The following is a 22,458-nucleotide window of genomic DNA, read 5'->3' on the forward strand; positions in this document are numbered from 1 at the left end:
TCCGCCGGCTGGTCCGGTTTCCCGCGCCCCGGTCCTGCCGAAATCAGGATCGGGGCGCTTCCGGACGTTCGTGGTAGGCCTGGCGGGTCCGTTCGGTGTGCTTGGCCATGATCTGTTCCGCGGAGCCGGTGTCCCCGTCGGAGATCGCGTGGATCAGCTCGTCGTGCTCGTTCCACGCGTCCCGTCCGCGGGGCCGGGCGATCGGCGTGTAGTACCAGCGGACCCGGCGGTCGACCAGGCCGATCAGCTCCGCCAGCACGGCGTTCCCCGAGAGCTGCGTGATGAACGCGTGGAGGGCGGCGTTGGCGGCGACGAGACCTTCGGTGTCGTCCGCGTGCAGCGCGTCGACGCCGACCTGCTGCAGCTCCCACAGGCGCCGGACGTCCTCCGGGGTCGCGTTGGCGGCGGCGAGCTTCGCGGAGTGCGTCTCCAGCACGCCGCGGACGCTCAGCAGCTGGTCGGCCTCCTCGTCGGTCGGCAGGTGCACGAACGCGCCCTGCGCGGGACGGAGGTCGACCCACCCTTCGCTCTGCAGCCGCTGCAGGGCTTCGCGGACGGGCTGCCGGCTGACGCCGAGGTACTCGGCCAGGTCGGCCTCGACCAGGTGCTGCCCGGGTTCGAGCGTGCGGTTGATGATCAGCTCGGCGAGGGCCTCGTAGACGACCTGGCGCAGCGGCGCCGGCCGTTCGACGCGCTTGGCGGCGGTCGAGCTGAGCGAGCCCTTGGCCGTGCGGCGGCCGCTCGGGCCGCGGTCTTGGAGCGGGGAAGCGGGCTGGCTCACGGGACACCTCGAGAGGGAGACGAACGCGATGATCTGCGATCAGGATACAGGTTTTGGTATGCAAAATCCCAGAATCTCACCCCGGCGTGGCGGTTTGTCCCGATGTGGATCAACCGTGACCTGGGCAGGTGACCCGGAGTGTCGGATTTGTCGCACTGGGCTGCGCTGCCGGGGTGGCGTGCCGACTTCGAGGCGGGAGACCTCTGGTCTCGCCGACGGATCCAGGATACTGTATGCAATCACGTGCTGGACCGAAGTGGGAGGCACATCATGAAGGTGGCTGTTCTCGGGGCCGGGGCGATCGGCGCCTACGTCGGGGCCGCGCTGCACCGCGGCGGGACCGAGGTGCACCTGATCGCCCGGCGGGCCCACCTCGCGGCGATGCGCGAGCACGGCGTCCGCGTGCTCAGCCCGCGCGGCGACTTCACCGCGCACCCGCACGTCACGGACGACCCGGCCGAAGTCGGCGAGGTCGACTTCGTGTTCCTCGGCCTCAAGGCCAACTCCTACGCTTCGTGCGGACCGCTCCTCGCGCCGCTGCTCGGCCCGGACACCGCGGTCGTGGCCGCGCAGAACGGGATCCCGTGGTGGTACTTCCACGGGCTCGAAGGACATCCGCTCGAAGGACAGCGCGTCGAGACGGTCGACCCGGGCGGCTCGGTCACCGCCGTGCTCGAACTGCGGCGCGCGATCGGCTGCGTCGTCTACTGCTCCACGGTCGTCGAGGAACCGGGCGTGATCCGGCACCTCGAGGGCACCCGGTTCTCCCTCGGCGAGCCGGACGGCGAGATCTCCGCGCGGTGCAAGGTGCTCAGCGCGGCGATGATCGCCGGCGGCCTCAAGGCGCCGGTCGAACCCCGCCTGCGCGACGACATCTGGATCAAGCTGATGGGCAACGTCGCCTTCAACCCGCTCTCGGCGCTGACCAGGGCGACCATGGCGCAGATGTGCGAGCACGACGACACGCGCGCGCTCGTCGCCACGATGATGACCGAAACCCTCGAAATCGCCCGGGCGGCGGGCAGCGAGCCGGGCGTCTCGGTCGAGAAGCGCATCGACGGCGCCTGGCGCGTCGGCCACCACAAGACCTCGATGCTGCAGGACCTCGAAGCGGGCAAGCCCCTCGAAATCGACGCGATCATCGGCGCGGTCGTCGAGCTGGCCGGCCTCACCGGCGTGCCCGCGCCGGCCCTGCGGCACGTCCACGCCGCCATCTCGCTGCTCGACCACACCAGCAACCCGCCCGTCCCCGTCGGGGCGCGCTGAACCGGAGGTGCCCGTGAAGCGCAGGAAGACCGAGCCGTACGTCCGGCTCACCCAGCCGCTGGTGCGCGACTCCGGCGTGCTGCGGCCGGCGACCTGGGAGGAGGCCCTCGACCGGGCCGCGGCCGGGATCCGCCGCACCCTCGAGAGCAAGGGCCCCGAGGCGTTCGGGATGTTCTCGTGCGCCCGCGCGACCAACGAGATGAACTTCGTCGCGCAGAAGTTCACCCGCGCGGTGATCGGCACGAACAACGTCGACTCGTGCAACCGCACCTGTCACGCGCCGAGCGTCGCCGGGCTGGCCCGGGTGTTCGACAGCGGCGGCGGGACGTCGTCCTACCAGGAGATCGAGGACGCCGACGTCATCGTCGTCTGGGGCGGCAACCCGCGCGAGGCGCACCCGATCTTCTTCCAGCACGTGCTCAAGGCGGTCCACAAGGGAGCGAAGCTCTTCGTGGTCGACCCGCGGCAGACCAGCACCGCGCGCTGGGCGCACCGGCAGCTGCAGCTGGACGTCGGCACCGACATCCCGCTGGCCCACGCGATCGCGCGCGAGATCATCCACTCCGGACTGGCGAACACGACGTTCGTCGAGCGCGCCACCGAGGGCTACGCCGAGTTCGCGGCGTCGGTCGAGCCGTGGACGCTGGAGGTCGCCGAGAAGACCACCGGTGTCCCGGCCGAGCTGATCAAGGAGCTCGCCCACACCTACGCCCGGGCCGACCGCGCGCAGCTGTCGTGGACCCTCGGCATCACCGAGCACCACAACGGCACCGACAACGTGCTTTCGCTGATCAACCTCGCGCTGCTGGCCGGGCAGGTCGGCCGCTACGGCGCCGGGCTGAACCCGCTGCGCGGGCAGAACAACGTCCAGGGCGGCGGCGACATGGGTGCCATCCCGGACCGCATGCCGGGCTTCCAGGACATCCTCGACGCGGGCGTCCGCGCGAAGTTCGACGCCGCGTGGGGCTCGTCGATCCCGCCGCACAAGGGCCTCAACCTCACGCAGATGCTCGACGCGATGGCACGCGGCGACCTGACCTGCGTGTACATCATCGGGGAGAACCCGGTCCAGTCCGAAGCGGACTGCGAGCACACGATCAAGCGGCTGTCCACCGTGGACCATCTCATCGTCCAGGACATCTTCCTCACCAAGACCGCGCAGCTGGCCGACGTCGTGCTGCCGGCCTCGGCGGCCTGGTGCGAGAGCGACGGCACGTTCACCAACTCCGAACGCCGCGTCCAGCGGGTCCGCAAGGCCCTCGAACCGCCGGAAGGGGCGCGCGACGACATCGAGCTGCTCTCGGAACTGGCCCGCCGGCTCGGTCACGACTGGCACTACACCGGCGGTGAGGAGGTCTGGGACGAGCTGCGCGCGCTGTCCCCGATGCACGCGGGGATGTCCTACGCACGCTTGGAAGAGCTGGGCGGCATCCAGTGGCCGTGCTACTCCGAGGACACTCTTGAACCGACGTTCCTGCACGGCAGGCTGTGGGCCGAAAACCCGGCCGAGCGCGGCCGCCGGGCGCCGTTCACCGTGATCGAGCACAGCCCGCCGGTCGACCTGCTCACCGAGGAGTTCCCGATCCGGCTGACCACCGGGCGACGGCTCGACTCGTACAACACCGGCGTCCAGTCCGGCGGGTTCCCGTCGCCGCTGCGCCAGGGCGAAACCCTCGACCTCTGCCCGGAAGACGCCCGCTCGCTCGGCGTCGAACCCGACGACCTCGTTCGCATCACGTCCAGGCGGGGCGAAATCGTGGCGCCGGTCCGGCTCGACACCGGTCTCAAACCAGGGCTGGCCTTCATGACGTTCCACTTCCCGGACGAGGTCGACGTCAACGTCATCACGATCGAGGCGACCTGCCCGATCGCCGGGACCGCCGAGTACAAGGCCGCGGCGATCCGCGTCGAGAAGCTGACCGCGGGAGTCTGACGATGGACCTCAAGCTCCTCGACGCCGTCGCCACCCGCGAGGAACGCGCCGCCGTCGCCGGGTTCGCCGGGGGCGGGCGCGACCAGCTGCTGCCCGCCCTGCACGCGGTCAACGACCGGGTCGGCTGGATCAGCCAGGGCGCGCTCAACCTCATCTGCGAGACGCTGCACGTGCCGCCCGCCGATGCCTACGGCGTGGCGAGCTTCTATTCGCTGTTCGCGCTGGAGGAGCGGCCGGAGCGGGTGGTGCACGTGTGCACCGACCTGGCCTGCCGGGTCAACGGCGCGGACACGGTGTGCGACGTCCTCACCGAGCACGTCGGCGCCGCGGGGAAGGCGCGGGGCGGGGTCACGTGGCAGCGCAGCCCGTGCCTCGGCGTCTGCGAACGAGCCCCCGCGGCGCTGACCTTCCAGGCGGGTGACCCGGCGGCCACCGAGCTGCTCGCCCCGGCGACCGGTGCGTCGGCCGTGCTCGCCACCCGGCGGGAACCGTCCGCTTCGGACGGCCTCGCGCCGGTGATCCACCAGCGGGACGGCCTGCGGCTCCTGCGCCGGGTGGGCGTCGTCGATCCGTCCAGTTTGGACGACTACCGCGCGGCCGGCGGGTACGCGGCGCTGCGCAACGCCCTGCGCATGGGCGAGGCCGCGGTGATCCGCGAGGTCACCGACGCCGGCCTCCTCGGGCGCGGGGGCGCCGCGTTCCCGACCGGGCGCAAGTGGGCGGCCACGGCCGCCCAGCCCGCCGGCCCGCACTACCTGGTGTGCAACGCCGACGAGAGCGAGCCGGGCACGTTCAAGGACCGGGTGCTGCTCGAAGGCGACCCGTTCGCGCTGGTCGAGTCGATGACGATCGCCGCGTTCGCGATCGGCGCCCGGCACGGCTACGTCTACCTGCGCGGTGAGTACCCGCGCGCGCTGAGGCTGCTGCGCAATGCGATCGACGTCGCGCGCGAACGCGGGTTCCTCGGTGCGGACGTCATGGGCCACGAGGGGTTCTCGTTCGACATCGAGATCCGGCGCGGCGCGGGTGCGTACATCTGCGGCGAAGAGACTGCGATCTTCAACTCGATCGAAGGCTTCCGCGGCGAACCCCGCACGAAGCCGCCGTTCCCGGTCGAGCAGGGGCTGTTCGGCAAGCCGACCGTCGTCAACAACGTCGAGACGCTGGTGAACGTCCCGCTGATCCTCACCGAGGGCGCGGCCGCGTACCGGGCGATCGGCACCGAGGCCTCGGCGGGGCCCAAGCTGTTCTGCCTGTCCGGGAACGTCGAACGGCCCGGCGTCTACGAGGTGCCCTTCGGCACGACGCTGCGGGAGCTCCTCTCCTTGGCCGGGGGAGTGCCCGAGGGGCGGGAGATGCGGGCGATCCTGCTCGGCGGCGCGGCCGGCGGGTTCGTCCGGCCCGACGAGCTCGACCTGCCGCTGACCCTGGAGGACGCGCGGGCGGCGAAGACGACGCTGGGGTCCGGGGTCGTGCTGGTGCTCGACGACCTGGCCGACCTCGGCGGGTTCCTGCTGCGGATCGCGTCGTTCTTCCGCGACGAGTCGTGCGGGCAGTGCGTCCCGTGCCGGATCGGGACCGTGCGGCAGGAGGAGGCGATCCGCCGGGTCCTGTCGGCCGGTTCGGACGAGCGGCCGCTGCTGCGGGAGGTCGGGCAGGTGATGCGGGACTCGTCGATCTGCGGTCTCGGCCAGACCGCGTGGAACGCCATCGAATCCGCCATCGACCGGCTGGGGGCACTGCAATGACCATTGTGGACATCGGGATTCCGCGACGGCTCGTGGAGTTCACCGTGGACGGCTCGACGGTCCGCGTACCCGAAGGCTCGACGATCCTCGACGCGTGCACGGCGGCGGGCAAGGAGATCCCGACGCTGTGCTACGGCGACACCCTGGAACCGGCGAACGCCTGCCGGGTCTGCATGGTGGAGGTCGAGGGCTCTCGGACGCTGGTGCCGTCGTGCTCGCGCAAGGCCGAGCCGGGCATGGTGGTGCACACGGACTCCCCGCGGACGCGGACCAGCCGCAAGGTGGTCCTGGAGCTGCTGGCATCGGCGACGGACCTGTCGACCACGCCGGGTGTCGCGGAGTGGATGGCGGAGGCGGGGGCCGATCCGGACCGCTTCGGCCCGGACGCCGCGACCGTCGCGCAACCGGCCCTGGTGGACAACGAGCTGTACGTCCGGGACTACGAGAAGTGCATCCTCTGCTACAAGTGCGTCGACGCGTGCGGCGACCAGTGGCAGAACTCGTTCGCCATCAGCGTGGCCGGCCGCGGCTTCGACGCGCGGATCTCGACGGAGTTCTCGAACCCGTTGCCGGACAGCGCCTGCGTGTACTGCGGCAACTGCGTCGAGGTCTGCCCGACCGGGGCGTTGAGCTTCAAGCGTGAGTATGACAAGCGCGCGGACGGCACCTGGGACGATTCGCGTCAGACGGCGACGACGACGGTGTGCACGTTCTGCGGGGTCGGCTGCAACCTGACGCTGCACGTCCAGGACAACGAGATCGTGAAGGTCACCTCGCCGCACGAAAGTTCGGTGACGCATGGGAACCTCTGCATCAAGGGCCGCTTCGGCTGGCAGCACGTCGAGAAGAAGGCCTAGTGTCGCGCGTTGCCAGGTGTTGCCGTTCGGTGCGGCGGGAACCTGCGCCAGGAGAGCCCGGCCTGGGCAGCCCCGGCCGCGATGTAGTGAATGAGTCATTCACCTCGTCCGGCGACATGAATGACTCATTCATGTCGCCGGACCAGCGACGAACCTCAGTTGCGCGACACCAGCTCAGCGCGGCCGGACCAAGCCGGTTTCGTAGGCGAGGACCACGGCTTGGACCCGGTCGCGCAGCTCCAGCTTGCCGAGGATGCGCCCCACGTGCGTCTTCACCGTGGCTTCCGAAAGCGCCAGCTCGCCCGCGATCTCCGCGTTGGACAGCCCGGCGGCCACCTTCTCGAGCACCTCGAGCTCGCGTTCGGTGAGCCGGTGCAGGCCGCGGGCGGTCGGCGGCCCGCCGTCCGGGGCGGGATCGGGCAGCCGGTCGGCGACCGTGTCCAGCAGGCGGCGGGTGACGGTGGGAGCCACCACGGCGTCGCCGCGCGCGACCGCGCGGATCGCGGTGAGCAGGTCGTCGGGCGGCACGTTCTTCAGCAGGAACCCGCTCGCCCCGGCCTTCAGCCCGGGAAAGGCGTACTCGTCGACGTCGAACGTGGTCAGGATGAGCACCCGCGAGCGGGGCGAGCCGCGCACGATCTCGCGGGTCGCGGTGATCCCGTCCACACCGGGCATCCGGACGTCCATCAGCACGACGTCGGGGTCGAGCTCGGCCGTGCGGGCCACGGCCGCGCCGCCGTCGGCGGCCTCGCCGACCACCGTCAGGTCCGGCTGGGACTCCAGGACGAGCCGGAACCCCAGGCGCAGCAACGGTTCGTCGTCGACGAGCAGGATGGTGATCACGCGCCGCTCCCGAACTTCCCCAGCACCCGCCAGCCGCCACCGGGCCGTGGCCCGGCTTCGACGTCGCCGCCGGTGACGCTCGCGCGTTCGCGCATCCCGCTGAGCCCGTGCCCGGCGCCGGTGACCGCGGCCGGCGCCGGGCGCCCGTCGTCGAGCACCTCGAGAGTCACGGCCGGCTCGTCGTAGGTGAGGTGGATCTTCGCCGACGTCGGGGCCACGGCGTGCTTGAGCACGTTGGTGAGCGCCTCCTGGGCGACCCGGTAGACCGCCAGCTCGACGGTCGGCGGCAGCGGGAACCGGCGGCCGGTCACCGTCCACGTCGCGGGCAGCCCGGTCGCCCGCACGTGGTTGACCAGCTCGTCGAGGGCGGCGATCCCGGGCTGTGGTGCCCGCGGGCTGTCGTCGCCGTTGCTCCGCAGCACGGTGAGCAGGCGGTGCATTTCGTCCAGCGCCTGCCTTCCCGTCGCCGAGACGTGCTTCGCGGCCGCCTCCGCCTGGGCACCGTTGGTGCGGGCGGCGAACGCGGCGCCGTCGGCGAGCGCGATCATCACCGAGAGGTTGTGCGCGATGATGTCGTGCATCTCGCGGGCGATGCGGGCGCGCTCCCGCGCAGCCGCGATCTGGCTCTCCTGGTCGCGTTCCCGCTCGGCCCGCACCGCCCGGTCGTGCAACGACGCCAGGTACACCCGGCGGGTCCGCACGTTCACCCCGAGCGCGAACGCCGCGGTGACGATCGCGGTCCCGAACACCAGGCGCGCCAAGAACGTCCCGAACCCGGTGTCCTCGCCGATCCCCGCCGCGGTGAGCGCGGCGACCGCCGACACCGCCGCCGCGACGCGGTACCGGTCGCGGTAGGCGGCGACGGTGTAGACGGCGATCAGCACGGCGACGGTCGTCGGCGGGAACTGCGGTCCGAGCAGGTCCTGGACCACGCCGAGCGCGGCCGTGACCACGAGCACGGTCAGCGGGAACCGCCGCCGGAACCCCAGCACCGCGACCAGCACGAGCAGGACCACGACCAGCTGGGGCCCGCTGCCCGAGCCCTGCGCGCCGACGACGAGCGCCAGGCCGAGGAGGCCGCACGCCAGCAGCAGGTCGGCGGGCACCGGGTGCCGCCGCGCCCACGCGCGCAGCGGCTCGATGCCCGGCCACGCGGAGCGGAACCCGGGGTCGATCGGTACGTCGGTCACCCGGCCATCATCTCCTCCCGGCCGCCGCGGGGGCACCGGTTTCAGGCATCCCGCCGCTTCAGCACGACGGCGGCCGCGGCGAGCGCGAGGACGACGTAACCGCAGAACCACGCGAAACCGGTCCACGGCGCGAGGCTGAGCGCCGAGGGCCGCACCGTGATCAGCGCCTGCCCGGCGTTGCTGGGCAGGTACGGCACGACGTGCGGGATCCAGCTCTCCGGGAGCGCGCCGGCCAGGCTCGGCACGATCACGACCAGGGCGACCAGTGCCGCGATCGCGCCGGCGGTGTGGCGCACGAGCCAGCCGAGCGCGACCCCGAGCAGCCCGACGCCGGTGAGGTAGAGCCCGACGCCGGCCACGGCGCGGAAGACGCCGGGCACGGCCAGGTTCGTCTCGATGTCCTGCGAGGACAGGAAAGCCTGGCCGCCGAGGAAGGCCGCGAAGGCGGCGACCTCGCCGACCACGAAGGTGACCGCCGCGAACACGGCCGCCTTCGCGCCCAGCACCGGCGTGCGGGTGGGGACCGCGGAGAACGTGGAGCGGATCTGCCCGGTGGTGTACTCCCCGGAGACCACGAGCACCCCCAGCACCCCGAACGCGAGCTGGACCAGGACGTAGCCCTGGATGCTCAGTGCGGTCGGTTCCAGGCGCGCCCGGCTCTGCTCGGTGAGCTGCGGCCAGCGGTCGGCGTTGAGCGCGCAGGTGAGCCAGCCGAGACCGATCATGCCGACGAGGGCCGCGGTGATCGTGATCGGCGTGGACTGCAGCGAGCGGAACTTCACCCACTCCGAGCCCATGACGCGCGGGAAGGTCACGCCGGTCGTGGTCGTCATGCGGGGTGTCCTCCGGTTTCGTGGACGCGGTACTCCAGCGCGTCGTCGGTGAGCTCCATGAACGCCTCTTCGAGCGACGCCTCGACCGGCGCGAGCTCTTCGAGCGGGATGGCGTGGCGGCAGGCGAGCAGGCCGACCTCGGCGCTGCCGACGCCGTGCACCTCGAGCAGCCCGGGTGCGGTGCTGGTGACGTCGATCCCGGGCCCGGTCAGCAGTTCACGCAGTTCGGCGGCCCGCGGAGTGCGGACCCGGACGACGTCGGCCGAGGCGCGGCTGATGAAGTCGCGCACCGACGTCTCGGCGATGACCCGGCCCCGCCCGATCACCACGAGGTGGTCGGCCGTCAGCGCCATCTCGCTCATCAGGTGCGAGGAGACGAACACCGTGCGGCCTTCGGCGGCGAGCCGGCGCAGCAGCGTGCGGATCCACCGGATGCCTTGCGGGTCGAGGCCGTTGACGGGTTCGTCGAGGATCAGCGTCGCCGGATCGCCGAGCAGGGCCGCGGCCATGCCGAGCCGTTGTCCCATGCCGAGGGAGAACCCGCCGGCCCGCTGGTGCGCGACGCCGGTCAGGCCGACCAGGTCGAGCACCTCCTCGACGCGCCGTCGCGGAATCCCGGTGGTGAGCGCCAGTGCCAGCAGGTGGTGGTAGGCCGACCGGCCCGGGTGGACGGCCTTGGCTTCGAGCAGCGCGCCGACCTCCCGCAGTGGCGCCGCATGACCGGCGTAGGCCTTGCCGTTGACCGTCACCGAGCCCGACGTGGGCGCGTCCAGGCCCATGATCATCCGGATCGTGGTGGACTTCCCGGCCCCGTTCGGGCCGAGGAACCCGGTCACCGCACCGGGAACGACGGTGAACGTCGCCCCGTCCACCGCGGTCCGGCCGCCGTACCGCTTGGACACCGCACGTGCCTCGATCATCTGTCTCCCTTCGTCGCGGCCGAAGGTAGGCCCGCGCGACGGCCGGATCGACCGGCTGGAGGGCGATCCCGACGCGGGGAGGGTGCGACTCGCGGCGTAGGCGCTACGCCGGAGGTCGCACGCGGGAAGCCGCAGAGGTGTCCCGGCAGCGAGCCGTTGACTGCCCCGCCGCCGAACAGCTATTCTCGATATGCGAAAGAAAGATTCCAGATAGCGAAATTTGAGGTCGCGATGCCAGAAGAGGGGCACTCCCTGCCGTACGTCGTCAACCTGTCGATCCTGTTCAAGGAGGTACCGCTGCCCGAGCGCGCGGCCGCCGCGCGGGAGGCCGGGTTCACCGACGTCGAGTACTGGTGGCCGTTCGACACCGCGGTCCCCGCGCGCGACGAGGTGGACGCCTTCGTGAAGAGCCTGGACGGCGTCCGGCTGCGCGGGCTGAACTTCTTCGCCGGTGACATGGCGGCGGGGGAGCGGGGCCTGGTGTCGTGGATCGGCCGCGAGGCCGAGTTCGCCGACAGCCTCGTCGTCGCCCTCGGCATCGCCGAACGCACCGGCTGCCGCAGCTTCAACGCGCTCTACGGCAACCGGCTCGACGGCGAAGACCCCGCCAAGCAGGACGCTCTGGCGCTGGTCCACCTCGCGACGGCCGCGGAGGCCGCCGCGAAGATCGGCGCGCAGCTGGTCCTCGAACCGCTCTCCGGCGCGGACCGCTACCCGCTCAAGACCGCCGCGGACGCCGTGGCCGTGCTCGACGACCTCGGGCGCGACAACGTGCGGCTGCTGGCCGACCTGTACCACCTGGCAGTCAACGGCGACGACCTGGACGCACTGGCGACGACGTACCTCTCCCGGATCGGGCACGTGCAGATCGCCGACGCACCCGGGCGCCACCAGCCCGGCACCGGCTCGCTGGACATCGAGGGGCACCTCGCGAAGCTGCAGAAAGCCGGTTACGACGGCTTCGTCGGGATCGAGTACGTCCCGGAGCCCGACACCGTCACGTCGCTGGACTGGCTGCCGATCACCCGAAGGGGACGAGCATGAAACTGGGATTCATCGGACTGGGCGTGATGGGCGCCCCGATGGCCGCGCACCTGGTCGCGGCCGGGCACGACGTCAGCGGCTACGACGTGCACACCGCGGCCGGCGAGAAGCTGGCGGCCGCCGGCGGCCGGGCCGCGACGAGCGTCGCCGACGCGGTGGCCGGGGCGGCCGTCGTGATCACGATGCTGCCGAACCACCCGCAGGTCGAGGAGGTCGTGCTGGCCGCGGGCGGGGTCCTCGACACCGCCGAGCCGGGCACGCTCCTGATCGACATGAGCACCATCCGGCCCGAGACGTCGATCGAGGTGGCGAACACCGCGCGGGACAAGAAGATCCGCGTCCTCGACGCGCCCGTCTCGGGCGGGCAGGCCGGCGCCGAGCAGGCATCGCTGTCCATCATGGTCGGTGGGGAAGCGGCCGACTTCGAGGCCGCGAAGCCGGTGTTCGACGCCGTCGGCAAGACCATCGTGCACGTCGGCCCGCACGGCGCCGGACAGGTCGTGAAGGCCGCGAACCAGCTCGTCGTGGGCGGGATCTACGGCCTGGTCGCCGAGGCGATCGTGCTGCTCGAAGCGTCCGGTGTGGACGCCGCGGTCGGGCTCGACGTGCTCGCCGGGGGACTGGCCGGCAGCCGGATCCTCGAGCTCAAGCGCAAGTCCATGGTGGAGCGCCAGTTCGCCCCCGGGTTCCGGATCGACCTGCACCACAAGGACATGGGGATCGCGCTGGCCGCCGCCCGGCAGGCCGACGTCGCGCTCCCGCTCACCGGACTGGTCGCCCAGCTCGTCGCCGCCGGCCGCGCCATGGGGTACGGCTCCCTGGACCACTCGGCCTTGCTGAAGGTCGTCGAACAGTTGTCGGGCCGCGTCCCGGCGGAGGTGTGACATGCCCAGAATCCCCGCCATGCAAGCGGTCGTCGACGTCCTGGAAAGCGAAGGCGTCGACACCGTCTTCGGCTGCCCGGGCGCCGCGATCCTCCCGCTGTATAACGCCCTACAAGGCCGCGCGATCGAGCACCTGATCGTCCGCCACGAAGAGGGCGCGACGCACATGGCCGACGGCTGGGCCCGGACGAACGGCAACGTCGGCGTCGCGATCGGCACGTCCGGCCCGGCCGGGACGAACATGATCACCGGGCTCTACACCGCGCACGCGGACTCGATCCCGATGATCTGCATCACCGGCCAGGCGGCGACGACCAAGCTGCACCAGGAAGCCTTCCAGGCCGTCGACATCGTCGAGATCGCCAAGCCGGTGACGAAGTGGGCGGTGCAGGTCAAGGAGGCCGCGCAGCTGCCCTGGATCTTCCGCGAAGCCTTCCGGATCGCCCGGTCCGGCCGCCCGGGCCCGGTGCTCATCGACCTGCCCATCGACGTCCAGAAGCAGGACATCGAGTGGGACTCCTCGATCGACTCGCCGCTGCCGGTGACGGCGGTGAAGCCCGCGTCCGCGCGGGTCGAGCGGGCCCTCGAGATGCTCCTGGCCGCTGAGCGACCGCTGATCCTGGCCGGCGGTGGAGTCGTCCTCGGCGAGGCCAGTCAGCAGCTGCGGGCCGCGGCGGAGCGCTTGGACGTCCCGGTCCAGGTGACGCTGATGGGCAAGGGCAGCTTCCCCGAGGACCACGAGCTGTTCGCCGGGATGGCCGGCATCCAGACGTCCCAGCGGTGGGCCAACGCGGCCTTCCTGGAGTCCGACCTGGTGCTGGCGCTGGGTGCGCGCTTCGGCGACCGGCACACCGGCGAGCTGTCGGTGTACCGGGGTGACCGGAAGTTCATCCACGTCGACATCGAGCCCACCCAGCTGGGCAAGGTGTTCGGGCCGGACCTCGGGATCGTCTCGGACACGCGCGAGTTCCTCGACGCGCTGCTGGCGGCGCTGGAGAAGCGCTCGCCGGAGCCGCGCCGCGACTGGGTCGGCCGGATCGCGGAGCTGAAGGAAGCGCTTCCCCGCCGCGACGACTTCGACACCTTCCCGATCAAGGCGCCGCGGGTCTTCAAGGAGATCAACGAAACCTTCGGCGAAGACACCTACTTCGTCACCGCGATCGGGCTCTACCAGATCTGGTCGGGCCAGTTCCAGAAGGCGCACAAGCCGCGCCACTACCAGGTCTGCGGCCAGGCGGGTCCGCTCGGCTGGGAGATCCCGGCCGCGATCGGCGTCAAGAAGGCGCGCCCGGAAGCCGAAGTCGTCGGTGTGGTCGGCGACTACTCGTTCCAGTTCCTCGTCGAGGAGCTGGCGGTGGCCGCCCAGTACGACGTCGGGTTCGTGCTGATCATGCTCAACAACGAGTACCTCGGGCTGATCCGCCAGGCCGAGACCGGCTACGACATGAACTTCGAGGTCGACATCCACTACGACTCGAACGGCACGGACAACGTGAAGATCATGGAGGCCTACGGCTGCTCGGGCACTCGCGTGCACGAGCCCGGCGAGATCCGGACGTCCCTCGAATGGGCCCGCAAGGAGGCCGAGCGGACCAGCCGCCCGGTCCTGGTGGAGATCATGATCGAGCGCGAGGGCAACGCCGCCATGGGCGCCGCCCTCGACGCCGTGAAGGAGTTCGAGCCCGCCTAGCGTCGTGAGTGGTCAGGGCGGTTAGAACCGCCCTGACCACTCACGACCGGGCTGCGTGACCACGGCCGCCGTACGAGACCCTGACCTCGTGCGGCGGCCTTTCCGCGTCCTGGGTCAGGCGGTTGTCGGAAAGTACAAACCGGGGCCGGAAATTCACCCGTCTTTCAGGGGTTTTGCCGTGGTCGCGGCCACACCCCAGCGTGTGTACTTCTTCACGAAGCAGCCCGAAAGGACGTCCACAGTGGAATTCCTCCGACCCGCCACGCTGGCCGACGCGCTCGCCGCGAAGGCCGCGAGCCCCGGTGCGGTCCCCCTCGCCGGCGGCACGGACGTGATGGTCGAGCTCAACTTCGACCACCGCCGTCCGGAGGCCCTGCTCGACCTCGGCCGCGTCGCCGAGCTGCACGAGCACGGCACCGACGGCGGCCGGATCCGGCTCGGCGCGGCCGTGCCCTACACCCGGATCATCGCCGAACTGGGCACCGAGCTGCCCGGCCTGGCGATGGCCGCGCGGACCGTCGGGTCCCCGCAGATCCGCAACCGCGGCTCGGTGGGCGGCAACCTGGGCGCGGCTTCACCCGCGGGCGACTCCCACCCGGCGCTGCTGGCCGCCGACGCCGAGGTCGAGATCGCCTCGGTCCGCGGCACCCGGATCGTCGCCGCGAAGGACTTCTACACCGGGGTCAAGCGCAACGTCCTGGAGCCGGACGAGCTGATCACGTCCGTCCTGCTGGCCCCGGCCACCGGGCCGCAGCAGTTCAGCAAGATCGGCACCCGCAACGCGATGGTCATCGCCGTCGCCGCCTTCGGGCTGGCGCTGCACCCGTCGGAAAAGCGCGTCGGCACCGGCGTCGGCTCGGCCGCGCCCACACCTCGGCGGGCTCTCGAAGCCGAGGAGTTCCTGGCCGGCGAGCTGGACTGGGACGCCCCGAAGGCGCTGAACGACTCGGTCAAGCGCCGCTTCGGCGACCTGGTCGCGGCGGCGGCCGCGCCGATCGACGACGTCCGGGGGAGCGCCGCCTACCGCCGCCACGCGCTGTCGGTCATGGCGCGAAGGACGTTGACCTGGGCCTGGACCGAATACTGTGCCCAACTCGGAGGGAGCGCGAAGTGCGCGTGAACGTCACCGTCAACGGCGAGTCCCGCCGGGCGGACAACGTCTGGGAAGGCGAAAGCCTGCTCTACGTGCTGCGCGAGCGGCTCGGCCTGCCGGGCTCGAAGAACGCCTGCGAGCAGGGCGAATGCGGCTCCTGCACGGTCTACCTCGACGGCGTCCCGGCGTGCGCGTGCCTGGTCGCGGCCGGGCAGGCCGAAGGCCGCGAGGTCGTCACGGTCGAAGGGCTCGCTTCCGGCGACGATCTCGATCCGGTGCAGGAGTCGTTCGTCGAGCAGGGCGCCGTCCAGTGCGGCTTCTGCACGCCCGGCCTGCTGGTTGCGGCCCACGACCTGATCGAGCGCGTCCCGGACCCCAGCGACGTCGAGATCCGCGAAGCCCTCGCCGGCAACCTCTGCCGCTGCACCGGCTACGAGAAGATCCTCGACGCCGTCCGCGACGCCGCCGCGAAGAAGGCCGTCCGATGAGCGCCCCGGCCCGCTCGCCGCAGGAGCTGCACGACACGATCGCCGGCGGCATCGGCGAAAGCCCGCTGCGCCCGGACGGCACGCTCAAGGTCCGCGGCGAGTTCGCTTACTCCTCCGACCTGTGGCACGAGGACATGCTGTGGGGCGCCACGCTGCGCAGCCCGCACCCGCACGCCCGGATCGTCCGCCTCGACGTCTCCCGCGCGCTCGCCCAGCCGGGCGTGCACGCGGTGCTCACCCACGAGGACGTCCCCGGCGAAAACGTCTACGGCCTCAAGTACCAGGACACCCCGGCGCTGGCCGCCGACCTGGTCCGCTACCAGGGCGAACCGATCGCCATCCTGGCCGCCGACCACCCGGAGATCGCGCGGCAGGCGCTCAAGGAGATCGTCGTCGAGTACGACGTCCTCGAGCCGATCACCGACCCCGAGCGCGCCGCGCACGACGCCACCCTGCCGAAGCTGCACCCGGGCGGGAACCTGGTCCGCCACCAGCGGATCGTCAAGGGCGACCCGGCCGCGACCGCGGACGTCGTCGTGTCCGGCGTCTACGAGATCGGCATGCAGGACCAGGCGTTCCTCGGGCCGGAGTCCGGCCTCGCGGTCCCGGCCGAGGACGGCGGCGTCGACCTCTACCTGGCCACCCAGTGGCTGCACGTCGACCAGCGCCAGACGGCGAAGGCCCTCGGCCTGCCCGTCGACAAGGTGCGGCTGACGCTGTCCGGCGTCGGCGGCGCGTTCGGCGGCCGCGAAGACCTGTCCATGCAGATCCACTCGTGCATGCTCGCGCTGCGCACCGGCCGGCCGGTGAAGATGAGCTACAACCGCCTCGAGTCGTTCTTCGGGCACGTCCACCGCCACCCGGCCAAGATGTACTACGAGCACGGCGCGACGAAGGACGGCAAGCTCGTTTACGTCCGGGCGAAGATGTACTTCGACGGCGGCGCCTACGCCTCGAAGACCCCGGTGGTGGTCGGCAACGGCACCACACTCAGCGTCGGCCCCTACGACGTGCCGAACGCGCACATCGAGGGCTGGGGCGTCTACACGAACAACCCGACCTGCGGCGCGATGCGCGGTCTCGGCGCGGTCCAGCCGACCTACGCCTACGAGTCCCAGATGGACAAGCTCGCCGCCGCGCTCGACATGGATCCCGCCGAGCTGCGGATCCGCAACGCGCTGAGCGAAGGGTCCACTGTGGTCACCGGCCAGGTGGTGGACTTCCCCGCGCCGGTCGCGGAGCTGGTGCAGCGGGTCCGCGACCTCCCGCTGCCGCCCGAGCCCGCCGGCGAACGCGACATCCGCGAGCTGCCCGGCGGCGCGTCCAACACCACCCACGGCGAAGGCGTCGTGCGTGGTGTCGGCTACGGCGTCACGATCAAGAACATCTCCTACGCCGAGGGCCTCGACGACTATTCGACCGCCCGCGTGCGCCTGGAGGTGCTCGGCGGCGAGGCGGTGGCGATGGTGCACACCGCGGCGGCCGAGGTCGGCCAAGGGCTGGTGACGTTGCAGCAGCAGATCGCCCGCACCGAGCTGGGCCTGACGCGGGTGAGCGTGCACCCGGCCGACACGAGCGTCGGCGACGCCGGCTCCAGCTCGGCGTCACGCCAGACCTACGTCACCGGCGGCGCGGTCCGCAACGCCTGCCGCGCGGTCGCCGAGGCGGTCTACGCGCGGCTCGGGGTGTCCGCCGAGGGCATGTCCCTGACCGGCGGGAAGGTCGTCGCGGCCGACGGCGAAGTCGTCGCGGACCTGGCCGAGCTGCTCGGCGACGCCGCGATCGAGGAGACCCGCGAGTTCCACCACCGCCCGACCTACCCACTGGACCCGGAGACCGGCCAGGGCGACGCCCACGTCCAGTACGGCTTCTCGGCCCACCGCGCGGTCGTCGACGTCGACCTCGATCTCGGCCTGGTCAAGGTCGTGCAGCTGGACTGCGCCCAGGACGTCGGCAAGGCGATGAACCCCGACGCCGTCGTCGCCCAGATCCAGGGCGGCTCGGCCCAGGGCCTCGGCCTCGCCGTGATGGAGGAGATCCTGGTGAAAGACGGCAAAGTGCGGAACCCGTCGTTCACCGACTACCTCATCCCGACCATCCTCGACATGCCGCCGATGCGTGTCGACGTCCTCGAGCGGCCCGACCCGCACGCGCCCTACGGCGTGCGCGGCGTCGGCGAACCGCCCACGATCTCCGCGACCCCGGCGATCGCCAACGCCATCCGCGCGGCCACCGGTCTCGAGCTGCCGCGCGTCCCGATCCGTCCCGAGCACATCACAGGAGTTTGAGATGACCACGTCGATTTCCGCCGAGCGGGAATGGCTCGACGAAGCCGTCCGGATCGCGGAGACGAACGTCGCGAACGGCGGCGGCCCCTTCGGCGCGCTGATCGTGCGGGACGGCGGGATCGTCTCGACCGGCGTCAACCGCGTCACCGCCAACCTCGACCCGACCGCGCACGCCGAGGTCGTCGCGATCCGGGCGGCGTGCCAGACGCTCGGCACGTTCAAGCTGGACGGCTGCGTACTCGTTTCCAGTTGCGAGCCGTGCCCGATGTGCCTGTCCTCGGCGCTGTGGGCGCGCGTCGACAAGGTCCTCTTCGCCGCCGACCGCGACGACGCGGCCAAGGCCGGCTTCGACGACCGTGCCTTCTACGAACTCTTCGACCGCCCGCGCGACACCTGGACGGTCCCCGTCACGCGACTGTCCGCAAAGGACGGTTTCGCCCCCTTCGCGGCTTGGCTCGACAAGGCCGACCGCACCGACTACTGACCCACAAGGCCAGCTGACCGGAGCACAACCGAATCGAACGTCCCGCTCGCCCAGGCACGGCGCTGTGCCTTGGCCTGGCCGAGCACACCCACCGGCAAGGGCAGGACGCATGACCCAGACCGAAATCACCGCACCGGTAGTCGACGAAGTACCCGGACCACCGCACCGCCGATCCCTGCTCGAGAAGCTGTTCGAGCTGCGCGCCCGGCAGAGCACCATCGGCCGCGAAGTCCGCGGCGGCGTCACGACGTTCGTCGCGATGGCCTACATCGTGCTGCTCAACCCGCTCATCCTCGGCGCCTCCGCCGACATCACCGGCGCCCGGCTCTCCGCCGCCCAGGTGACCACGGCGACCGCGCTGGCCGCGGCCGTGATGACCGTCCTCATGGGACTCGTCGGCAACGCGCCCCTCGCGCTGGCCGCCGGGCTCGGCATCAACGGCATCGTCGCCTTCCAGATGGCCCCGTCGATGACCTGGGCGCAAGCGTTCGGCCTGGTCGTCCTCGAAGGCGTGTGCATCGTGCTGATGGCCGTCAGCGGCGTCCGCGAGCGGATAATGAACGCCATCCCGCGGCCGCTCAAGACCGCGATCACCGTCGGGATCGGGCTCTACATCGCCCTGGTCGGGCTGGTCAGCGCCGGCTTCGTGACCCGGATGCCGGACTCGGCGCAGACCACGGTCCCGGTGCGCCTCGGGGCGAACGGGCACCTGCACGGCTGGCCGATCGTCGTCTTCTGCTTCGGTCTGCTGCTGATGATCGTGCTGATGGCCCGCAAGGTCCCGGGCGCGGTGCTGATCAGCATCGGGGTGGCCACCGTGCTCGCGGTCGTGCTGCACGAGGGGTTCGGCGTCGGCGGCTGGGGCCTCACCACCCCGGCCCTGCCCGACCACGTCGTCGCGGCACCCGACTTCGGGCTCTTCGGCCACATCGACCTCTTCGGCGGCTTCGCCTCGGCGGGTGCGCTCGCGGCCACGGTCTTCCTGTTCACGCTGGTGCTGTCCGGGTTCTTCGACGCGATGGGCACGATCACCAGCGTCTCCGACGAAGCCGGGCTGTCGAAGAACGGCAAGGTGCCGCGGATGGGCCGGATCCTGCTGGTCGACGGCGCGGGCGCGATCGCGGGCGGGGTCACCGGCTCGTCGCCGAACACGGTGTTCCTGGAGTCCGCGGCCGGCGTCGGCGAAGGCGCCCGGACGGGTCTCGCGAGCGTGGTCACCGGGCTGCTGTTCGCCGGGACGCTGCTGTTCACGCCCCTCGCCGGCGTCGTCCCCGCCCAGGCGGCGGCACCCGCGCTGGTGGTCATCGGCGGCATGATGGTCGCGCAGTGCCGGAACATCCCGTGGCACGACCCGGACTACACCATCCCGGTGTTCCTGACCGCCGCGTTGATCCCGTTCACCTACTCGATCACCAACGGCGTCGGCGCCGGCCTGATCGCCTTCGTGCTGATCAAGATCGGCCGCGGCAAGTGGCGCGAGGCCGGCTGGCTGCTTTCCCTGCTGGCGCTGGTGTTCGCGGTGTACTTCGCCGTCGACGGCGTCGAAGCCCTCTTCCGTTAGGAGTTACCGTGGCCTTGATGTTCTTCAACGGCGGCGCCATGCGCGGCGAACCGCTGCACCACCTGCTCGACGGGTCGCCGTTCGTCGCGACGGCGGAGACCGCGCCGAAGTACCGGTTCTACGCCGTCGGCGAGCAGTGCCCGGCGCTCTACCCGGTGTCGCACGGCGGCGCGGCGGTCACCGGCGAGGTCTACGACGTCTCGCTGGACGACCTGCGGGACAGGGTGCTGCCGGCCGAACCGCACGAGCTGGAGCTCGGCGTCGTGGAGCTGGCCGACGGCAGCTCGGCGTTCGCCATGCTGCTGCGGCGGCCCTACACCTCGCACGTCGCCCTGCGGGACATAACGGAGGTCGGCGACTGGCGGGCGTTCAAGGCGAGCGCGTGAGGGTCCTCGTCGCGCCGGACAAGTTCAAGGGGTCGCTGACCGCGGCCGAGGTGGCGTCGGCGGTGGCCACCGGCCTCGCCGACGTCCACCCGGGTGTCGTGGCGCAGGCCCTCCCGGTGGCCGACGGCGGCGACGGCACGGTCGACGCCGCCGTCGCCGCGGGGTACCGGCGCGTGCGGGTCCCGGCGCGCGGGCCGACCGGCGTGCCGGTGACGGCGTGCTACGCGGTCCGCGGGGACACCGCCGTCGTCGAGCTGGCGGAGGCGTCCGGGCTGCACCGGCTGCCCGGGGCACCGGCGCCGCTCACCGCGACCAGCGCCGGCACCGGCGACGTCATCGCCGCGGCCGTCCGGGCGGGGTGCCGCCGGATCGTGCTCGGGGTCGGCGGCAGCGCCTGCACCGACGGCGGCGCGGGCATGCTGGCCGCGCTGGGCGCCCGACTCCTCGACCGTGCGGGGCGTGAGCTTCCCCCGGGTGGTGCGGCTCTTTCCCGGCTCGCGTCGCTGGACCTCTCTGGACTGTCTAAAGTGGACATCGAGCTGGCGAGCGATGTGGACAATCCGCTCTGCGGTCCGCGCGGGGCCGCTGCTGTCTACGGTCCGCAGAAAGGAGCGTCCCCTGACGACGTGGAGACGCTGGACGCGGCGTTGCGGCACTGGGCGTCGGTCGCCGGGCCGGAGTTCTCCGAGTGGCCGGGGGCCGGCGCCGCCGGGGGAGTGGGCTTCGCCGCGATGGCCGTGCTCGGTGCCCGGACGCGCCCCGGCATCGAGCTGCTGCTCGACCTGCTCGGCTTCGACGCGGCCCTGGCCGGAGCTTCGCTGGTCGTGACCGGCGAGGGCTCCCTGGACCGGCAGACGTTGTCCGGCAAGGCCCCGGCCGGGGTGGCCCGGGCCGCGGCGGCGAAAGGCATCCCGTGCGTCGCGGTGTCGGGGCGTTGTCGGCTGTCGTCTTCGGAACTGGCCGAGGCAGGCATCTCGGCCGCGTATGCCTTGACGGACCTGGAACCGGACCCGGCCCGCTGCATGGCGGAGGCGGCGCCGCTGCTGCGCCGCCTCGCCCACCGCATCGCGGTCGACCACCTCAAGCCGTGAATGGCACATCGAGGGACTTCAAGTCTCTCGATGTGCCATTCACGGACTTACTTCTCGCTGTCCAGGTGGTCCAGCTGCCGACTCGGTCTCGTCGGCCGGGCCGTACAGGTCGGACATGCCCATCAGGCCGAGGCCGAGGGCGCTGACGGCCGGACCGGTCCGGCCGAGGGTGCGGGTGCGCATGGAGGTCTTCTGTTTCCGTTGATACCAGACACAACGTATCATCGATACCGAACGGGTGCTACTGAGGATTTGTTATCATTGGAACCATGGTGACGAAGACGGCGGTGGACACCCGCGAGCGGATCCTCGAGGCGGCAGCCGCGCTGCTGGTTGCGGAGGGGCGCGACGGCCTCTCGACCCGCGCGGTGAGCGCCGCGGCGGGCGTTCAGCCGCCCGCGCTGTACCGGCTCTTCGGCGACAAGGACGGCCTGCTCGACGCGGTCGCCGCGTACGGGTTCGACGAGTACCTGGCGAGCAAACGCGCCCTGGGCTCGACGGGGGACGCGGTCGAGGACCTCCGCCGGGGCTGGGATCTGCACGTCGAGTTCGGGCTGGCGCGCCCGGAGTTCTACGTGCTCATGTACGGCGACGCGCGGCCGGGCCGCACCTCGCCGGCCGCCCGCGAGGCGGAGACGATGCTGCGGAGCATCGTCGAAGGTGTCGCGGCGGCGGGCCGTCTCCGCGTGAGCGTCGAACGCGCGGCGCGGCTGGTGCACGCGACGGGCATGGGTGTGGTGCTGACGCTGATCGCGACGCCGGAGGAGGAGCGCGACCCGGAACTGTCGGCGACGGCTCGGGAGACGGTGCTGAGCCGGATCCTCACCGGCACCGAGGAGCCGGCCGGGTCCGGCCTGCCGGAGCACGCGATCGCGCTGCGGGCGGGTCTCGACGGTGCGGCGGTGCTGACCGAGGCCGAGCGCGTGCTGCTCGCGGAGTGGCTGGACCGCATCGCCGACGCCTGATCCGGTCGGCCCCCCGCTTTGCCGTGGGAGGGCGTGGCCGGGAGGACGTGAATGCCCCATTCACGTCCTCCGACGCCATGAATGAGTCATTCACGGCATGCGGGCCCGCGCTG

The 22,458-nt window shown here is 71.6% G+C and carries 21 protein-coding genes; 15 read left to right on the forward strand and 6 right to left on the reverse strand.

Annotated elements, in window-relative coordinates; translation table 11 throughout:
• Positions 1–43: 43 nt before the first annotated feature.
• Positions 44–781: a GntR family transcriptional regulator gene (locus tag QRX60_RS37220; RefSeq protein WP_285996136.1), complete on the reverse strand. Its 738-nt coding sequence runs from the start codon at positions 779–781 to the stop codon at positions 44–46.
• A 270-nt stretch (positions 782–1,051) separates the two neighbouring features.
• On the opposite strand from QRX60_RS37220, the gene QRX60_RS37225 reads away from it, so the two are divergent.
• Genes QRX60_RS37225 through QRX60_RS37240 form a run of 4 tightly spaced genes read left to right on the forward strand, consistent with a single transcriptional unit; the run spans position 1,052 to position 6,585 of the window.
• Positions 1,052–2,047, forward strand: coding sequence for a 2-dehydropantoate 2-reductase (locus tag QRX60_RS37225; protein ID WP_285996137.1), 996 nt, complete (start codon positions 1,052–1,054; stop codon positions 2,045–2,047).
• A gap of 13 nt (positions 2,048–2,060) precedes the next feature.
• Positions 2,061–3,980 (forward strand): molybdopterin oxidoreductase family protein, encoded by a 1,920-nt coding sequence (locus QRX60_RS37230; RefSeq protein WP_285996138.1) that lies wholly within the window; start codon positions 2,061–2,063, stop codon positions 3,978–3,980.
• A gap of 2 nt (positions 3,981–3,982) precedes the next feature.
• Positions 3,983–5,728: an NAD(P)H-dependent oxidoreductase subunit E gene (locus QRX60_RS37235; RefSeq protein ID WP_285996139.1), complete on the forward strand. Its 1,746-nt coding sequence runs from the start codon at positions 3,983–3,985 to the stop codon at positions 5,726–5,728.
• The gene (locus tag QRX60_RS37240; RefSeq protein ID WP_285996140.1) at positions 5,725–6,585 is read left to right on the forward strand and encodes a 2Fe-2S iron-sulfur cluster-binding protein; all 861 of its coding nucleotides are present in this window, start codon (positions 5,725–5,727) and stop codon (positions 6,583–6,585) included. The genes QRX60_RS37235 and QRX60_RS37240 overlap by 4 nt, the downstream gene beginning before the upstream one ends.
• A 174-nt stretch (positions 6,586–6,759) precedes the next feature.
• Here the strand turns inward: QRX60_RS37240 and QRX60_RS37245 are convergent, their stop codons facing one another.
• Genes QRX60_RS37245 through QRX60_RS37260 form a run of 4 tightly spaced genes read right to left on the reverse strand, consistent with a single transcriptional unit; the run spans position 6,760 to position 10,371 of the window.
• A complete protein-coding gene (locus QRX60_RS37245) occupies positions 6,760–7,428 on the reverse strand; it encodes a response regulator (RefSeq protein WP_285996141.1) in 669 nt (222 codons plus the stop codon).
• Positions 7,425–8,618, reverse strand: coding sequence for a sensor histidine kinase (locus QRX60_RS37250; RefSeq protein ID WP_285996142.1), 1,194 nt, complete (start codon positions 8,616–8,618; stop codon positions 7,425–7,427). Before QRX60_RS37250 ends, QRX60_RS37245 begins: the two co-directional genes overlap by 4 nt.
• A 41-nt stretch (positions 8,619–8,659) precedes the next feature.
• A complete protein-coding gene (locus QRX60_RS37255) occupies positions 8,660–9,451 on the reverse strand; it encodes an ABC transporter permease subunit (protein ID WP_285996143.1) in 792 nt (263 codons plus the stop codon).
• A complete protein-coding gene (locus QRX60_RS37260; RefSeq protein ID WP_285996144.1) occupies positions 9,448–10,371 on the reverse strand; it encodes an ABC transporter ATP-binding protein in 924 nt (307 codons plus the stop codon). Before QRX60_RS37260 ends, QRX60_RS37255 begins: the two co-directional genes overlap by 4 nt.
• 231 nt (positions 10,372–10,602) lie before the next feature.
• Here QRX60_RS37260 and QRX60_RS37265 point away from each other — a divergent pair, with 231 nt between their 5' ends.
• The 10 genes from QRX60_RS37265 (at position 10,603) to QRX60_RS37310 (ending at position 21,380) form a co-directional block, all read left to right on the forward strand.
• A complete protein-coding gene (locus QRX60_RS37265; RefSeq protein WP_285996145.1) occupies positions 10,603–11,415 on the forward strand; it encodes a hydroxypyruvate isomerase family protein in 813 nt (270 codons plus the stop codon).
• Complete coding sequence (locus QRX60_RS37270; protein WP_285996146.1) at positions 11,412–12,299, forward strand: 2-hydroxy-3-oxopropionate reductase; 888 nt, start codon at positions 11,412–11,414, stop codon at positions 12,297–12,299. The genes QRX60_RS37265 and QRX60_RS37270 overlap by 4 nt, the downstream gene beginning before the upstream one ends.
• A gap of 1 nt (position 12,300) precedes the next feature.
• Positions 12,301–13,989 carry a glyoxylate carboligase gene (gene gcl / locus QRX60_RS37275; RefSeq protein ID WP_285996147.1) on the forward strand — a complete coding sequence of 563 codons (1,689 nt, stop codon included), beginning with the start codon at positions 12,301–12,303 and terminating at the stop codon, positions 13,987–13,989.
• A 241-nt stretch (positions 13,990–14,230) separates the two neighbouring features.
• Positions 14,231–15,109, forward strand: a complete 879-nt coding sequence (locus QRX60_RS37280) for an FAD binding domain-containing protein (protein WP_285996148.1) — start codon at positions 14,231–14,233, stop codon at positions 15,107–15,109.
• Positions 15,100–15,570, forward strand: a complete 471-nt coding sequence (locus QRX60_RS37285; RefSeq protein ID WP_285996149.1) for a (2Fe-2S)-binding protein — start codon at positions 15,100–15,102, stop codon at positions 15,568–15,570. The genes QRX60_RS37280 and QRX60_RS37285 overlap by 10 nt, the downstream gene beginning before the upstream one ends.
• Positions 15,567–17,858, forward strand: coding sequence for a xanthine dehydrogenase subunit D (gene pucD, locus QRX60_RS37290; RefSeq protein WP_285996150.1), 2,292 nt, complete (start codon positions 15,567–15,569; stop codon positions 17,856–17,858). Before QRX60_RS37285 ends, pucD begins: the two co-directional genes overlap by 4 nt.
• 1 nt (position 17,859) lies before the next feature.
• The gene (locus QRX60_RS37295) at positions 17,860–18,342 is read left to right on the forward strand and encodes a nucleoside deaminase (protein ID WP_285996151.1); all 483 of its coding nucleotides are present in this window, start codon (positions 17,860–17,862) and stop codon (positions 18,340–18,342) included.
• Positions 18,343–18,451: 109 nt separating this feature from the next.
• Positions 18,452–19,903 (forward strand): NCS2 family permease, encoded by a 1,452-nt coding sequence (locus tag QRX60_RS37300; RefSeq protein ID WP_285996152.1) that lies wholly within the window; start codon positions 18,452–18,454, stop codon positions 19,901–19,903.
• A gap of 8 nt (positions 19,904–19,911) precedes the next feature.
• Positions 19,912–20,289 carry an allophanate hydrolase-related protein gene (locus QRX60_RS37305; RefSeq protein WP_285996153.1) on the forward strand — a complete coding sequence of 126 codons (378 nt, stop codon included), beginning with the start codon at positions 19,912–19,914 and terminating at the stop codon, positions 20,287–20,289.
• Positions 20,286–21,380, forward strand: a complete 1,095-nt coding sequence (locus tag QRX60_RS37310; protein WP_285996154.1) for a glycerate kinase — start codon at positions 20,286–20,288, stop codon at positions 21,378–21,380. Before QRX60_RS37305 ends, QRX60_RS37310 begins: the two co-directional genes overlap by 4 nt.
• Before the next feature lie 39 nt (positions 21,381–21,419).
• Here the strand turns inward: QRX60_RS37310 and QRX60_RS37315 are convergent, their stop codons facing one another.
• Entirely contained in the window at positions 21,420–21,563 is a 144-nt protein-coding gene (locus QRX60_RS37315) for a hypothetical protein (RefSeq protein WP_332845793.1), read from the reverse strand.
• Between the two features lie 86 nt (positions 21,564–21,649).
• On the opposite strand from QRX60_RS37315, the gene QRX60_RS37320 reads away from it, so the two are divergent.
• Entirely contained in the window at positions 21,650–22,345 is a 696-nt protein-coding gene (locus QRX60_RS37320) for a TetR/AcrR family transcriptional regulator (protein ID WP_285996155.1), read from the forward strand.
• Positions 22,346–22,458: the final 113 nt, after the last annotated feature.

This window comes from Amycolatopsis mongoliensis (assembly GCF_030285665.1).
Classification (GTDB): Bacteria; Actinomycetota; Actinomycetes; order Mycobacteriales; family Pseudonocardiaceae; genus Amycolatopsis; species Amycolatopsis mongoliensis.

What these genes read in the sequence shown, in the direction of transcription:
- QRX60_RS37295 (WP_285996151.1), top strand. Translation starts at nt 17,860, where the DNA reads ATGACCACGTCGATTTCCGCCGAGCGGGAATGGCTCGACGAAGCCGTC.
- QRX60_RS37300 (WP_285996152.1), top strand. Translation starts at nt 18,452, where the DNA reads ATGACCCAGACCGAAATCACCGCACCGGTAGTCGACGAAGTACCCGGA.
- QRX60_RS37320 (WP_285996155.1), top strand. Translation starts at nt 21,650, where the DNA reads ATGGTGACGAAGACGGCGGTGGACACCCGCGAGCGGATCCTCGAGGCG.
- QRX60_RS37315 (WP_332845793.1), bottom strand. Translation starts at nt 21,563, where the DNA reads ATGCGCACCCGCACCCTCGGCCGGACCGGTCCGGCCGTCAGCGCCCTC.
- gcl (WP_285996147.1), top strand. Translation starts at nt 12,301, where the DNA reads ATGCCCAGAATCCCCGCCATGCAAGCGGTCGTCGACGTCCTGGAAAGC.
- QRX60_RS37235 (WP_285996139.1), top strand. Translation starts at nt 3,983, where the DNA reads ATGGACCTCAAGCTCCTCGACGCCGTCGCCACCCGCGAGGAACGCGCC.
- QRX60_RS37255 (WP_285996143.1), bottom strand. Translation starts at nt 9,451, where the DNA reads ATGACGACCACGACCGGCGTGACCTTCCCGCGCGTCATGGGCTCGGAG.
- QRX60_RS37260 (WP_285996144.1), bottom strand. Translation starts at nt 10,371, where the DNA reads ATGATCGAGGCACGTGCGGTGTCCAAGCGGTACGGCGGCCGGACCGCG.
- pucD (WP_285996150.1), top strand. Translation starts at nt 15,567, where the DNA reads ATGAGCGCCCCGGCCCGCTCGCCGCAGGAGCTGCACGACACGATCGCC.
- QRX60_RS37240 (WP_285996140.1), top strand. Translation starts at nt 5,725, where the DNA reads ATGACCATTGTGGACATCGGGATTCCGCGACGGCTCGTGGAGTTCACC.
- QRX60_RS37225 (WP_285996137.1), top strand. Translation starts at nt 1,052, where the DNA reads ATGAAGGTGGCTGTTCTCGGGGCCGGGGCGATCGGCGCCTACGTCGGG.
- QRX60_RS37265 (WP_285996145.1), top strand. Translation starts at nt 10,603, where the DNA reads ATGCCAGAAGAGGGGCACTCCCTGCCGTACGTCGTCAACCTGTCGATC.
- QRX60_RS37270 (WP_285996146.1), top strand. Translation starts at nt 11,412, where the DNA reads ATGAAACTGGGATTCATCGGACTGGGCGTGATGGGCGCCCCGATGGCC.